This is a genomic window from Pseudomonas sp. RT4P38, assembly GCF_054897765.1.
The window spans coordinates 3,262,590-3,276,457 of record NZ_CM142703.1; the positions used below are offsets into that span (position 1 = coordinate 3,262,590).

A 13,868-nucleotide genomic window follows, 5' to 3' on the forward strand; every position below is an offset into this window, starting at 1 on the left:
TCAAACTCCTTCGAGCAGTTCTGAGGCAGCCATGGCACAGCTGCGACTGGCGGTGGTGCCGGCACGTCCATGCAGCTCGAACCAATCGGTCGCCAGGCCGCATCCGCAACAGGCTCCGGGGTGCAATGTCGCCAGATCGCCCATGACCACGGCATGCGCCGGGCTTGACGAAATGTACGGGGAGACGAATTCCAGCAAGCCGCGCTGGCCGTATGGCTGGACAGTAAAATCGGATGGGTTGCGCACGAAAACCTTCGAGTAAACCGGTACATGGAAATGATGGTGGGCACACTGGAGGTAAGGCACGGCATGCTCTACTGCGCCGTAGCCGTCCCGGCAGCGGGACAGGTCGACACCTAATTGCCGATTGATTCGGGCATACAACTCAAGCAACGGTATTTCCTGCGCTGCCTGGGTTTTCCAGCCGCCGCCCAGAAGCACCAGTGACTGGGCAGGTAACTTGAGATTCGGCGCAGTGGTGTCTTCCATGTGCTGTAGCGCATGCGAAAGGAACGCTGGAAATCCGAGAATTCGAACGGGTAAGCCTTCGTCCGCAAACTCCTGCAAGGCGCGAATAACACCAAACAGGTCAAACTCGTGACCTTTACGGGTCAGGCGCAATCCGTAGACAACCCGGTTGACGGGCGCATAGCTGCAGAGAAACTGGTCGGTATAAGCGGTGCCCAAGGTGTTGGCGGCCTCGGGTTCGTAACTCAGAAGCAAGTAATTGCAGGGGCTGTCCGGGGTATCCCAGCCGTAGTGGCGGAAAATGTGGCTCACCATGCCTTGGGCCGTCGCCATGCTGCGAAGGTCATAGCGCATGCGACTCTTCTGGCCACTGGTACCCGATGATGTCAGCTCCAGCGCACCTTCACCTGTGGGGCTGAACAACAGGTGACGTTTGAAATAGTTGGCGAAGATCGGCGGCAGTCTTGACCAGTCATCCAGTGTTTCAAGGTCTCGGGCTTCGAGCCCGTTGGCGTTTAGCCAGCGTTCGTAACCCGGCGTGTGGTGACAATGAAACAGGCTGATTTCCCCCATCGCCTGGTCGAACAGGCCGTCGGGCACGGAATCCAGGCAATAGGGTTGCGTTAACGCGCAGAGCGCATCGGTGTGGGGTAAATGGATCATCAAAAGACCTACGTTGTGGTGTCAGACGGCAAGCGCGATGTTGGAACGCCGCAGAAACAGGCGTAGAGGTGCCAGGCACAGAAGCCCCGCAATACCCGCCATCAGGGCAAATGATTCGTGGCTATTACCGGCCCCGGCCGCAGCGATAATCGAGCCGCCACCGCCCATGACGGCGATCGACATCATGCCGATCATCGCCGAGACCAAGCCTTTGCTGTCGTCGCTTGCAAACAGCGCAAGCCGGTACAGCGCGGCATTGCTCATGCCTAGCCCAACGGCGTAAAGCGCCAGGCAGCAGATCAGCACGGCTGTCGAAGCGCCGTAGAAGCTGACGGCGACCAGCGCGATGAGGCCACCGCAAAACGGCCAAAGCGCGTATCGAATCAATTGTGGCAATTCAGTGTGGGCAATCAGTCGGTTGAGAATCAGGTTGCCGAGAATGACCGCCGCAAACACCGGGATTTGCCACAGGCCGTACTGCAGAGGTGAAAGTCCCTGGTTCTGGATCAGCAAGAGCGGCGCCAGCCCGATCCACGCAATCAACGGCAGGCTCATCACGCCCAGCGCGACAGTTGCACTCAGGAATCGCGGGTTAGTCAGTAACGCCAGATAGCGGCACACGGTGCTGCGCCATTCAAAACGCACCGCTTCCAGTTGCTGACCGTCGTGGCGCAGGGTGCCCACGGTTTCCGGCATGAACAGGTAAAGCCCAAGCCAGACCATCACGCCGCCCAAACCCAGCAGTAAAAACAGCTCCCGCCAGGACAGCCATTCCAGCAGCAGGCTCCCGAGCAACGGCCCCAGAAGCGGGGAGAGCAACGCGACGTTCCCCAGCAACGCCATGATTTTTACCGCGTCGGCTTCGCAGAAAACTTCTTGCAGGGCTGGATAGCTGACCGCGATGACAAACCCCAACCCCATGCCCTGAATCAGTCGCAAGCCGTTGAACGCATAAATGCTTTGCACGTTGAACGCGGCTGCACAGGCCATGGCGAATACCGCACAACCGATGAGCAACATGCGGCGGCGACCGAAATGATCAGACAACGGACCAATAAGCCATTGCAGAAGAATGCCACCGGCCAGATAAAGATTGAAAGCGTAGGGGACATGGTCGGGGCTGGCACCCAGTTGTCGGGTAACGGTCAACATGGCCGGCATGATCATGTCGCTGGCCATATAGGTCAGAAGTTCGAAAAAAGTGATTGCAAGACAAAAGCCTAATAAATGGTGGGGGTTGATATTGATTAAAGGCTTGTGCATGGCACTCCTGGTTGTTGCGCGAAATTTAATAATGGGTTTTATTGCGAGGCGCCGAGATTAATCATTGAGTATGGATAGCTCCAATGAACTATTGAGACTCAACGTTTCAATTGTTTTCGCTATGTTTCGATGTGTACCAGGAAGGAAATAAGAAGTGAATATGCATGTACGAAAAATGCCCGCGACAGGCGGGCATTTATTCAGAGGTTACTGGGTGGGGTAATTAGCTTGCGAATGAACGTTCAATTATTCACGTTATCGATGCTGGTAATAGCCCGGCCCACCACGGTCGTAATGATGACCGCCGTGCCAGCCGCCGTGGGGGAAAATGATGCAGCCGCTCAGGGGAAGTATGGCAAGCAGCGGAATCAGCAGTGTGATTCGACGGAACATTTCAGAATCCTCATGGGGCAATAAAGCCAAATCTCTTGATCGGCTGTAACATGAGACCCCGTTTGTAGCGTCCCATCCCCGGAGAAAGGTAGGGGCTTGGCATGCATTTGGATACAAAAGGGATACATTTTTCAGGTTCAGGAATTCGCAATGACTCAGTCGCAACGTTTGAAATACTCGATTCTGATCTCCCTCGTGGTGTTGGGGATCATGTTCGGCCTTTCGTATCTGCAAAACGCAGGCGTCATCAGCGAGAAGCTGTTTCAGTACATCGCCATCGGTGTGGCGGTGATCGTGGTGGTGATCAATGGCGTGATGCGTCGCAAGGTCAAAGCCTGAGCGACGCACCTTGGGCTGATCACTCGCGTTGGAGCATGGCTGCAGCGTGCGGATGCAGGCTGTAGCTTTTGTCCGGGTTGAGCGTGATCACGCCTTCGCTGCACAAGCGTTTCAACACTTCTCTCACACTGAGAAAGGACAGGGGAATGTCCAGGTCCAGCAAGTGACTGTGCACGCCGCGCACGCCAAGGCTGCGGTCGCTTTCGGCGGCAGTCAGCAACGCATCGATGACTTTGAGGCGGATCAGACTGGTTCGCAGACCAAAGCTTTTGAGCAGCAGCCTGATCCGCTCGTTGCCATTGCGCTCGCCCCGTTGACTGAAAACACCGGAGCCCATGGCAGAGCCCTTTGGCGCATTGCTACCGTCCGTTGGCAGTTGCGAGTTGTACATGCAAAAACTCCTTTTCCGAGCCGGCCAGGAAATGTGATGGGTGCTCTCATTCAATAAGACGTACGAGCAGGGCAAATAATGAAGCCCCGAATGTAGAAATTTTGTCGCCATCACGTCAGCAGCCTGTGAGATGCCCGAGAAAAGCGCCTTTCAGGGCCTAAATTTTTTGTCGTTTCTTTCGTTTGTAGGGGAAGGCGCAGTGCGTGTATGACGCAGGGTGTTTGTCTTTTCGATCAGGAGCGAGCGTGATTATTTCCAGGCAGTTAACCAGGTTGAGCCTTGCGGGTATGTTTATTGGCTTGAGTCTTGCGGCAAACGCACGCAGTCAGCCAGAGCAGGCGACCGCCGACATTCGCCGGACCAGTTTCGGCGTGCCGCATATCCGTGCTGACAACGAGCGCGGGCTCGGTTATGGCATTGGTTACGCCTACGCTCAGGACAACCTGTGCCTGCTGGCCAATGAGATCACTACCGTGAACGGCGAACGTTCACGCTATTTCGGCCCGGATCAGTTCACGGTCGAAGAACGCGAAAACCTGGTCAGCGATCTGTTCTTCAATTGGCTGAACACGCCACAGGCTGTCGAGGGTTTCTGGCAGGCGCAAACCCCGCCAGTGCGCGATCTCATTGAAGGGTATGTGGCGGGCTATAACCGTTCGCTGACGGAACGTCGGGTGCAGGGTTTGCCGCAGCAGTGTCAGGGCGACTGGGTGCGCGAGATTACCGCCCAGGACCTGGTCAAGTTGACGCGGCGTCTGCTGGTCGAAGGCGGAGTAGGGCAGTTTGCCGAGGCCTTGGCCGGCGCGACGCCACCCAAGGCCGTTACTCATGTGGCAGGCGACCCCGTGGCGTTCCAGGTGGCTGCCTCGCGCATGCAGCGGTTTGCTCTGGATCGCGGCAGCAACGCGGTGGCAGTCGGCAGTGAACGTTCGTTCAATGGCCGCGGCATGTTGCTGGCCAATCCGCATTTCCCTTGGGTCGGCGGGATGCGTTTCTATCAAATGCACCTGACCATTCCCGGCAAACTGGACGTCATGGGCGCGGCGCTGCCGGGGCTGCCGATGATCAATATCGGTTTCAACCAGCACCTGGCGTGGACCCACACGGTGGACTCGTCCAAGCATTTCACCTTGTATCGCCTGCAACTCGATCCCAAGGATTCGACCCGTTATCTGCTCGACGGCAAGTCATTGCCGATGAAGAAACAGACCCTGACCGTGAACGTGAAACAACCGGATGGCCAGACCAGACCGATTTCTCATGTGGTCTACAGTTCGCAGTTTGGCCCTGTCGTGCAGTGGCCCGGAAAACTCGACTGGGACAACCAGTTTGCCTACAGCCTGCGCGACGCCAATCTGGATAACGACCGGGTCTTGCAGCAGTGGTATGCAATGAACCGCGCGGTCAGCCTCAAGGATTTTCAGGCGTCGGTGCACAATATTCAGGGGATCCCGTGGGTCAACACCCTGGCGACGGATGATCAGGGGCAGACGCTGTACATGAACCTCTCGGTCGTGCCGAACGTCAGTGCCGACAAACTGGCCAAGTGCAGTGATCCTCGGGCCGGGTTGCAGATGATCGTCCTCGACGGTTCCAATAGCGCTTGTGCCTGGGACATCGACCCGCAGGCTGCGCAAAAAGGGATATATGCGTCAGACAAATTGCCGCAGCTGTTGCGCAAGGATTTTGTGCAGCACTCCAACGATTCGGCCTGGATGGCCAACCCGGCGCAACCGCTCACCGGTTTTTCGCCACTGATCAGTCAGGACGGCCAGCCGTTGGGTCTGCGCTCACGCTTTGCACTGGATCGCCTGAATACGTTGAACAAGGCCGGTGCAATTTCGGCGACGGATCTGCAACACATGGTGATGGACGACCAGGTGTATCAGGCGGCTCAAGTGATGCCGGACCTGCTGCAGTTCTGTGCGGCGGCACTGGGTAGCGATGCGCCAGCGCTCGCGCCGCTGTGTGCCAGTCTCAAGGCCTGGGACCGCAGTGCGAATCTGGACAGTGGTCTGGGCTTTGTGCATTTCCAGAATGTCATGGAGTCGCTAGAGGAAACACCTGATCTCTGGCGTGTGGCGTTCGATCCGAAAGACCCGCAACACACCCCGCGTGGCCTGGCGGTCGATCGCCCGGAAGTCGAAAAAGCGGTTCGCGCCGCGATGCTGGCGTCGGTAGCGCAGATCAATAAGAGGGGGCTCAAGGCTGATAGTCGCTGGGGTGATATCCAGGTGGTCAGCAGTGGTGGCCAACAGACGCCGATTCACGGTGGACCTGGCACTCTGGGGGTTTATAACGCCATTCAGAGCGTGCCGAGAACGGACGGTAAACTCGAAGTCGTCAGCGGTACCAGCTATTTGCAGGTGGTGACCTTCGATGACAAGGGACCGCAGGCCCAGGGGCTGCTGGCTTTCTCGCTATCCAGTGACCCGGCCTCGAAGTACTCCAGAGACCAGACCCTGGCATTTTCCAGGAAGCAGTTGAGTGTGATGCCGTTCACCGAGCAGCAGATCACGTCCGATCCGCAGTACCAGGTTCAGACAATCCGCGAGCAGGATGAAAAAGCCGGGAAGGTGGCTGTACAGTAACGCTGATGGCGCTTGATCCAGGAATGAAGGCCGCACCCCGCAAGGGCCGCGGCCTTCAGCTTTTCGGGGCTTGTTGCGGAATGGAATTGAGGACCGGATTCCCATCCTTGTTGCGGGTCAGGTAGACCGGCAATACTTTGGGCAAGGAAGCCACCAGGTTGTTTAGTTCTTTGATGTTGTAGATGCCGCCGATACGAATCGAGCCGGTACTGGTGTCGGCCACCATCACAGGTTTGTTCAAGTAGCGATTGATCAATGGCAGTGCGTCGGCCAGCGCCAGATCATCGAGTACCAGTTTTCCACTGCGCCACGCCAGTGAGTTGTCGTTGTCGTAGGTCTGACTGATCCGGGGAGTGAAGTCGCCGCGTCTGTAACTCGCCTGCATCGCTGGCTCGAGGCGCAAGCCGTCACCCGCAAGGGCATCATTGCTGCTCACCAACACCGAACCTTCAATCAGGTTCACGCGTACCTGATCTTCATACATCCAGACGTTGAATTTGGTTCCGGTTACCCGAACCCTGCCTTCGGCCGCGTTGACAATGAAGGGGTGCCGAGTGTCGTGGCTGACGCTGAAGAAGGCTTCGCCTTTCTCCAAAGTGATCCGGCGCTGGTCCTTGTAGTTGCTGAACGTCAGCTCACTGCCCAGGTTCAGTTCCACCTGACTGCCATCGCTCAGGGTGATCTGACGGACAGTATCGCTCGCCTCGAAATATTGGTACGAATTGGGTAACCAGCCCAGGTTCCAGCCGCTATAGGCCGCCAATGGCAGCGCCATGGCGCAAACCGCGGCAGCGATACCGAAGGTGCGCCAAGGCGTTGCAGGTTTGGCGCGAGCCGCCGGTATCACGGTTTCGGGACGTGGCAGGTCCCCCGCGACATCCCAGATCTCCAGCATGGCCTCGTACTCGAACGCGTGAAGCGGATGAGCGTTATGCCATTGCTCGAACGCGAGCCGCTCTTCAGCCGTGCAATCGATGGCGTGCAGACGCATGCACCAATGCGCAGCGGCATCGGTGATTGCGTCATATTGGGCTTGCGAGAGCGGGTTGTCGGTCATTGACTCATCCTGATTTCCTGCATTCTAACCTTGTGAGGAATCTGCGAGAACAACCGTCATGGCAATTACCCATCAAACAGGCACTTATTTTTTAAACTCACGGGGTACTGGTATGCAATTGGCGCCCCAGATGGGTGATCAGCCAAGTAACGCTGTCAGCGTTAGCGAGTTGCACCGCCAGTCTGATCAGTGGATCTTTTTTGAAGGTGGTGCGGGCACCGCTCAGGTTGTCCTCGCCGGTCAAGGTCAAAATATGTTCCTTTATCCGATCAGTATTTTCATCGGTAGTACTGCCCAGGTCCTCCCATTCACCGTCATCAGGGTCCTGGATTTTGAACAGCTGTGTATAAGGCGTCTTGATTGACAGTGCGCTGTCCTGAAGTTCGCTCAAGGCTGTTTTGAGATCAGTGGCGGAAGCACTGGCCGTTCCTATCAGGTCGACGAAGGGTCTGCTGGAATCGAGATAAGAAATGTCCTCGGTTTTGCCGGCAATGTGCGAAACCTCATGGATCAGGGTTGCCGCCCGAGCATGAGTGTTGATGGGGAAGGCGGCGTCGGACAGATGTTTGCGGTAGTGTTCGAAATTGGGGGCGAAAAATCTATCTGTCAGGTAAATTTTCCTTTTTACGTCCGTTGGAAGGGTGAAGCCGAACGTACTTTCCGCGTGATTGAGGATCCTGCCAACAACAAAACGCTTGGAGTTCGGCTTCCTGAGTGTGGGGTCCAACAGGGCCGCAAAAATGTCGCCCACGACTTTTTCGAGCTTCTCCACCTGCGCGTCCGACACGGTAGGCACATCGATAAAATCCATGATGAGCTGGTGCACGGGCGTGACCGTACCATCAGAAGTCTTGAGCAGTTGCAGGTTGCGGAAGCTGTTCCAGGCATAGGTGGTTGCCAGATCCAGCGCCTCGTCAATCTGACGAGCCTTTCGCGGAAAAATTTGACGGATTTGGGGCATTCCATGTGCTTCAACATTCATGCTTTCCAAAACCGTTATCGCGTTCTGTAACCGGCTGATGAGGCTGAAGCGGGGTGCTGGTTTTTCCCTGTCCAGAACCCATTGTTTCGATTCGTTTTGACGCAGATAAGGGATGGGAGCGGGGGTGTCGGCGATGCGCCAACGGGTGCCGGGTTTTGCGACCGGATACACTTTTCCTTCAACCGGCCCGTAAAGTTGTTTTGTCGTTGGATGAGAGTAGAGCCCAAGCTTGGCGTTGTGTGTCAGCGAACCCAGATCGACGTCGATGCTCTCATGACGCTTCAACTGCGTGCGCTCGGGTGCAGTGATATCGATGTCCTGCCATTTGAGTCGGGTGTCGGGCGTTTCTGGCGCGGGCGCGCTGATCGTCGAAGGCTCCGTCACGGGATCCTCCATCGATTGGCGCAACGAGGCCAGTTGTGCAATGCCGCTGATGAACTCTTTTATTGCGGCTCCCCATTTATGTGTTTGCAGGTCTTCGGCGGATTGCTTGATGTCGCGGTAACTGCGCCATACCGTGATGGGGTACGCAAGTTTGCCCATACAAAACGAAAATGCCGCGTGCAAATCTTCGCCCAACACCTGTTTGATGGTCGCCCACTCGCCCTGTTTTCTGTCATCGGACTGACAACCGAGCAAGCGGGTCAACAACGCGGCGTTGTCATTGAGTAAATGGTTGAACAGGTTCCCCTTGATCGGATTGGAGGCCAGTGTGGTCTCGGTGAAGCGATGACCGGTACTCGTCGGCGTGGCTCTGGCAACGCGGTGATTAGTGGTTGCCATCCGGGTTTCCAGCAGTACCCGATCAGGCGGCGGCAGATTCAAGAGTAGCCAGTCCAGCAATGGTCCGCGGGTCGTCAGTTCTGTTAGCAGTTGTGCTTCATTTTCATATTCTTTCACCCCGTGCCGAGGGCTGTGAGGCGCAATAAGCACTTGTGGTGCAGAGCGATCAGCCGTTGAGCCGATCAGATACACACCGGGCACTTTGATCGTCTGTGCACGCTTGATACCCAGGAACTCAAGTGGGCGGATGATCGCATGGGCACCGTTGACTGCTGCGCGGGCAATGGCGTCTGGCATGTCCATGATTTGCCGGATCAGATCAAACCCCGTCTCGCTCAGACGTTCCTGCAGTTTTTCCTCATGGGCGTAATGCATCAACTGCCAGGGCAATTGTGTGTAAAACCGCTTCCTGCGGCCCACATTCGCCTGGGTATCTGCCAAGGCGTCGCTCAGAATTTTCTGCTGATGTTCGCCCGGTTTCAGGTTTCGTATCAGGTCTTTGATGTAGCGTTCGTCCATCCCCTCGGGAATCACGGTGGTATCAAGCGATACCAGTTTGAAATGGACCTGATCCAGATCCTTCAGGTGAGTCAAAGCAAAGTCGGTCAGCGTTTGAGTGTTGGCTGCAGATGTCGGGCGGGCACTGATTTGGACCTGGACGTTGTCCGGGTTGATGTTGAAGGTGTCAGCCTTGAGTTGTTTTTCAAGTTCCAGGTGTGCCGTGCGCTGCAGTGATCGTATGCCGCTCAGGTAATCCTGGTCGTCTTGAACGTTATTGAGGTATTGCTGAAGCAGCTCGGCATGCAGAATCAGATCGTTAACGGACGCTTTGGCCAGCCATGCCGGCAGTTTTTGTTGAGTCGTCAGTGACCGCGCAATGTCCATCGCACGGTCGAGTCCGGTCATCGGCTTACGCAGTGCCACGAGATTCAGGAGATGGGTCAGCGGCGTGGTGGTGAGCTTCGTCGCCAGCGCGTTGGTCAGGCACGACGGGGCCAGATGCACAGAGGTTTTTTGTAGATGATCAAGAAAATGCCCATCTACCCGCTGCAGGGGCGCCAACGTGTAAGTCTTGCCAGGCAATCGCTCACTGCGGCCAAGGTTCTCCAGAAGCGCTGATCGATGGTTGACGTCTGCGAGGCGTCGACCGAGTTCGGTCAGCAATGGTGTCAATGCCTTGAAGGCTTCAAACCCCATCGCGGGCGTCCACAAAATAGCCTTGCCCGAATGCACCGGGTTCAGGCCTCCTCGTTCAGTCAGCACAAAACAACTGGCCAGTTTCAACGGATCCGTAACGTCGCCTGCCTTCAACGCCAGGGAAAATACGTCCGGCAGAAAACCGTTCAACGCGCCCCGTTGCAAGCGTACCGGCGTATCGAGCACCGTTTTGATGATCGCCTGTTCCGTCACACCCAGCGTGCGGGCAACTGTCTGCAGTTTGAGCTCGCTGCGCAATGCCGTTGACAGGGTGTGGGTGAAACTTGATTGCAAGCCTTCCAGCGACGAACCGACGAAACGTTGGGCCTCGGTGACCGTGCGGGTGGCGGCAGGAATGGCGGGGTGGTTTTCAAGGCGTTGTTCAAGCGCTTGTTCTGCGGTGGAGAGCAGTGCCCATTGTTCTTTGGCCGACTCGGCGCGAACGGTGACCGGTTGGGCACTCCAGCGCTGGTCCACGCGTGTACTCCAGCGCCCTGTGGCATCGACGGCCAACAGCCGGTCATCGATCAGTCCCCGGACATCCAGCGCCTTGTCGAGCAATGCATGCGGGTCCAGCGAGCCTTCACTTTCGCGGCAGCGGCTCAAGGCGTAAGTCAGGTTCTGCAGTTGCTTGTCGAGGATGTCTGCCATCAATTGTTCAAACACCGGGCCAACGATCGGCTCTCCGATAATCATGCGTTCATCCGGTTTCATTGAAAGCAGCGTACGGCGCTCGTCCAGAGACATGTAATTGAGCAGCGTGTCCTCATGCCCTTCACTTTTGATCATCGCCAGCACGATGTGTCTGATTGCGGGTAGATTGCTCGTGGCTTCGATACCTCTGGACCGGGTATACAGAAAGCCGAGGGCGTCGCTGCTGCCGATCATCAAGGTGCAGGCCAGTTCCGCGTAGTGCTTGAAGGGAGCGGTGATACGTACTTTTTCGATGCGCAGGGAATCATTGGAGGCAGGCGCGAGGCTCACATTCATCAAGCGCAGGTATTGCTGCGTGGTTAAAACACCTTGCTGGCGCTTCAATAAAAGATTGACGTGAAAGGTGTCGCGAATCCCTTCGGTAAGAAACTCTGAGGGTGACTGGCCAGCGCGTGTGGGGGAGTTCCAGAACGTTTCCAACAGGCTTCGCAAGTGAGGCGTAAAGCGTTGCGCGATCTCTATGATTGAGCTTTCCCATGCCTGGTTATCGGCGTTACTGCTCACGCCGTGTGCGGGATTGGAAAAGACCCTGGAATCACCCGTTGGCCACTGATGGGTCAGGTAGTACTGCAAGAGGACGTCGCTCAGTGGCTGCGAGGACATCTTGTACCGGTACTCGCGGGTGTCGAAGGTGGAAACCGTGCTGATGAAGCTTTCCAGCCTTGTCTGGCGCTGGTCCAGCCTGGGGAATCGCATGACCAACGCAATCTTGAGACTTTCGTCCAGCATCGACTGCAGTGTCGGCATCTTGACCAGTTCGGCCATCATCGACTGGATGTTGTGTGTCTGATTGAGTTCGAGTATGAGCTCCTGGTCCTGGAATACCGCACCTTCGATGGTTGTTGTAGAAATCTCAGGCACAGCGGCTGCCTGCACTGCGTTACGTTGTTCAATGGAAAGATATCGCAGTAGTTCCCGTTTTCCGGTCTGCTGTGACAACAACTCCTTGAGGTTGCTTTTGAGGTTCTCCATACCCGCGAATTTGACCAGGCCTTTCCACGGTGTGTAGAGCATGACTTCTCCATTATTGGGCCGGCTCATGGCGAAAGCACCGGCCAATGGAATGTCCGTCGGGCCCAGAAGCAATCGTTCGATATGTATGGGCTTGGTAGTGGCCATACGGGCTTCATGGGTCGGTAGATAAACACCCTGCAACCAATTCAGGTCATCAAGCGTGAAGGAAAGCGCTTTCTCGCGATCACCGGGCTGTTTTGCATTGGATGCGCGTTCTGCCTCGTCGAAAAAATACGGCAGTGGGGGAGCAATCATGGTTCTTCCTCAATGTGCTGCGATCGGCGGGTAATCGCCGGCCGTTGGATTGAGGAAAAACAGTACGGCCAGGGGCAGGCTCGAGTGCGGTACATATTGCTTGATCCGAACAGGCTGTCGAGACTTGACAGGACGCCGGTAAAACAGCGCTTAATCGACAACTGTTTTTGGTTGCCATGCAACCTCGTTTCACCCTGGTGCCCGTACTCAATAATAAAACTGGAGCTTCAGATGACCGCAACGCCCGAAATGGCCGTCAGTTCGAGCACTCAAACGCTCGATTTCGACGCGCTCGTTCTTTTGCTTGAGCAGATTTTCCAGCGTCATGGCACCAGCGCCGATGTCGCCCAAACACTGGCCCTCAACTGCGCCGGCGCCGAGCGCGATGGCGCCCATAGCCACGGCGTGTTTCGTATTCCCGGTTACGTATCGACGCTCAAGAGCGGCTGGGTCAATGGCCAGGCCGTGCCGGTGGTCGAGGATGTCGCTTCGGGTTTTGTCCGGGTCGACGCCGGCAATGGTTTCGCCCAGCCGGCCCTGGCGGCAGCACGCGCACTGCTGGTTGAAAAGGCCCGCAGTGCCGGCATTGCGGTGCTGGCGATTCGTAATTCCCACCACTTCGCAGCCTTGTGGCCGGATGTCGAGCCTTTCGCTTACGAAGGGCTGGTGGCGCTGAGCGTGGTCAACAGCATGACCTGCGTGGTGCCGCACGGTGCCGATCGCCCGTTGTTCGGGACCAATCCGATTGCGTTTGCCGCCCCTCGGGCTGATGGCGAACCGATTGTCTTTGATTTGGCGACCAGCGCAATTGCCCATGGCGATGTGCAGATCGCCGCACGCAAGGGCGAGCGTTTGCCGCCAGGCATGGGTGTCGATGGTCTCGGCCAGCCGACCCAGGACCCGAAAGCGATTCTTGAAGGCGGCGCGTTGCTGCCGTTTGGCGGGCATAAAGGCTCGGCGCTGTCGATGATGGTCGAGCTGTTGGCGGCGGCGTTGACCGGCGGGAATTTTTCCTTCGAGTTCGATTGGTCGAACCATCCGGGGGCCAAGACACCGTGGACTGGCCAACTGCTGATCGTGATCGACCCGAGCAAGGCGGCCGGGCAGAGTTTTGCCGAGCGCAGCCAGGAGCTGGTCCGGCAGATGCACGGTGTGGGGCTCAAGCGTTTGCCGGGTGATCGACGTCACCAGCAGCGGGCCAAGGCCAGCACCGAAGGCATTAAGCTCGACACTCAGACATTGGCGAATTTGCGGGAATTGGCCGGGCTCTGAGGTCTGCCTAAAACCCGGGCATGAAAAAGGCGAGCGAAAGGCTCGCCTTTTTGCTCAGTACCCATTAAAGCGATACCGCTTAACGCCGGCCCAGCAACAGCCCGACCACCAGGCCAAAACCGGCGGAGATGGCCACGGTTTGCCACGGATGACCACCGATGTAGGTTTCAGTGGCTGCGACCGCAGGTTTGGTCCGGTCACGAACGCTGGTGACGGAGTCCCGAGCCTGCTGAAGTTTCTGGGCGATTTGCCCACGAAGTGTGTCCGCTTCTTCACCGACGAGTGAGGCACTGCTTTTGAGCAGTTTCTCCGACTCTTCGATCAGGACCTGAAGTTCGCTGAAGGCCTGATCCTTGATTTGATCTTCGGCGACTTGTGCGGCGGTTTTTCGGGCCATTGGGGTACTCCTTGCAGGTAAATGGGCAGTGAACAATGGAGTCTGTCGTCAGCGAAAAAGTTGCAGTGAGTTTTCGCGTTGACCCCACC

Annotated in this window: 10 protein-coding genes; 3 read left to right on the forward strand and 7 right to left on the reverse strand. The window is 56.8% G+C overall.

The genetic code is table 11. The features are described 5' to 3' along the window. From ACYZT7_RS15145 to ACYZT7_RS15155, 3 genes are all read right to left on the reverse strand, one after another. A complete protein-coding gene (locus ACYZT7_RS15145) occupies positions 1 to 1,131 on the reverse strand; it encodes a LuxE/PaaK family acyltransferase (RefSeq protein ID WP_462041658.1) in 1,131 nt (376 codons plus the stop codon). Between the two features lie 21 nt (positions 1,132 to 1,152). Further along, entirely contained in the window at positions 1,153 to 2,394 is a 1,242-nt protein-coding gene (locus ACYZT7_RS15150) for an MFS transporter (RefSeq protein WP_462041659.1), read from the reverse strand. A gap of 255 nt (positions 2,395 to 2,649) precedes the next feature. After that, positions 2,650 to 2,787: a hypothetical protein gene (locus tag ACYZT7_RS15155; protein ID WP_462041660.1), complete on the reverse strand. Its 138-nt coding sequence runs from the start codon at positions 2,785 to 2,787 to the stop codon at positions 2,650 to 2,652. A 150-nt stretch (positions 2,788 to 2,937) separates the two neighbouring features. On the opposite strand from ACYZT7_RS15155, the gene ACYZT7_RS15160 reads away from it, so the two are divergent. Further along, positions 2,938 to 3,126 (forward strand): hypothetical protein, encoded by a 189-nt coding sequence (locus ACYZT7_RS15160; RefSeq protein WP_461960119.1) that lies wholly within the window; start codon positions 2,938 to 2,940, stop codon positions 3,124 to 3,126. Between the two features lie 19 nt (positions 3,127 to 3,145). Here ACYZT7_RS15160 and ACYZT7_RS15165 read toward each other — a convergent pair whose 3' ends face one another. Continuing rightward, on the reverse strand, positions 3,146 to 3,517 hold the full coding sequence (locus ACYZT7_RS15165) for a fe2+ zn2+ uptake regulation protein (RefSeq protein ID WP_462041661.1): 372 nt from the start codon (positions 3,515 to 3,517) through the stop codon (positions 3,146 to 3,148). Between the two features lie 245 nt (positions 3,518 to 3,762). Here ACYZT7_RS15165 and pvdQ point away from each other — a divergent pair, with 245 nt between their 5' ends. After that, the gene (pvdQ, locus tag ACYZT7_RS15170; RefSeq protein ID WP_462041662.1) at positions 3,763 to 6,108 is read left to right on the forward strand and encodes a bifunctional acylase PvdQ; all 2,346 of its coding nucleotides are present in this window, start codon (positions 3,763 to 3,765) and stop codon (positions 6,106 to 6,108) included. Between the two features lie 55 nt (positions 6,109 to 6,163). Here the strand turns inward: pvdQ and ACYZT7_RS15175 are convergent, their stop codons facing one another. Then, positions 6,164 to 7,165 (reverse strand): FecR family protein, encoded by a 1,002-nt coding sequence (locus tag ACYZT7_RS15175; RefSeq protein WP_462041663.1) that lies wholly within the window; start codon positions 7,163 to 7,165, stop codon positions 6,164 to 6,166. A gap of 97 nt (positions 7,166 to 7,262) precedes the next feature. After that, a complete protein-coding gene (locus ACYZT7_RS15180; protein WP_462041664.1) occupies positions 7,263 to 12,110 on the reverse strand; it encodes a dermonecrotic toxin domain-containing protein in 4,848 nt (1,615 codons plus the stop codon). 231 nt (positions 12,111 to 12,341) lie between these two features. Here ACYZT7_RS15180 and ACYZT7_RS15185 point away from each other — a divergent pair, with 231 nt between their 5' ends. After that, entirely contained in the window at positions 12,342 to 13,382 is a 1,041-nt protein-coding gene (locus ACYZT7_RS15185; protein ID WP_462041665.1) for an Ldh family oxidoreductase, read from the forward strand. 79 nt (positions 13,383 to 13,461) lie between these two features. Here ACYZT7_RS15185 and ACYZT7_RS15190 read toward each other — a convergent pair whose 3' ends face one another. Next, the gene (locus ACYZT7_RS15190; RefSeq protein WP_462041666.1) at positions 13,462 to 13,779 is read right to left on the reverse strand and encodes an ElaB/YgaM/YqjD family protein; all 318 of its coding nucleotides are present in this window, start codon (positions 13,777 to 13,779) and stop codon (positions 13,462 to 13,464) included. Between the last annotated feature and the right edge of the window lie 89 nt (positions 13,780 to 13,868).

Coding starts and splice junctions, on each gene's coding strand:
- ACYZT7_RS15145 (WP_462041658.1), bottom strand. CDS start 1,131: ATGATCCATTTACCCCACACCGATGCGCTCTGCGCGTTAACGCAACCC.
- ACYZT7_RS15150 (WP_462041659.1), bottom strand. CDS start 2,394: ATGCACAAGCCTTTAATCAATATCAACCCCCACCATTTATTAGGCTTT.
- ACYZT7_RS15155 (WP_462041660.1), bottom strand. CDS start 2,787: ATGTTCCGTCGAATCACACTGCTGATTCCGCTGCTTGCCATACTTCCC.
- ACYZT7_RS15160 (WP_461960119.1), top strand. CDS start 2,938: ATGACTCAGTCGCAACGTTTGAAATACTCGATTCTGATCTCCCTCGTG.
- ACYZT7_RS15165 (WP_462041661.1), bottom strand. CDS start 3,517: ATGTACAACTCGCAACTGCCAACGGACGGTAGCAATGCGCCAAAGGGC.
- ACYZT7_RS15175 (WP_462041663.1), bottom strand. CDS start 7,165: ATGACCGACAACCCGCTCTCGCAAGCCCAATATGACGCAATCACCGAT.
- ACYZT7_RS15180 (WP_462041664.1), bottom strand. CDS start 12,110: ATGATTGCTCCCCCACTGCCGTATTTTTTCGACGAGGCAGAACGCGCA.
- ACYZT7_RS15185 (WP_462041665.1), top strand. CDS start 12,342: ATGACCGCAACGCCCGAAATGGCCGTCAGTTCGAGCACTCAAACGCTC.
- ACYZT7_RS15190 (WP_462041666.1), bottom strand. CDS start 13,779: ATGGCCCGAAAAACCGCCGCACAAGTCGCCGAAGATCAAATCAAGGAT.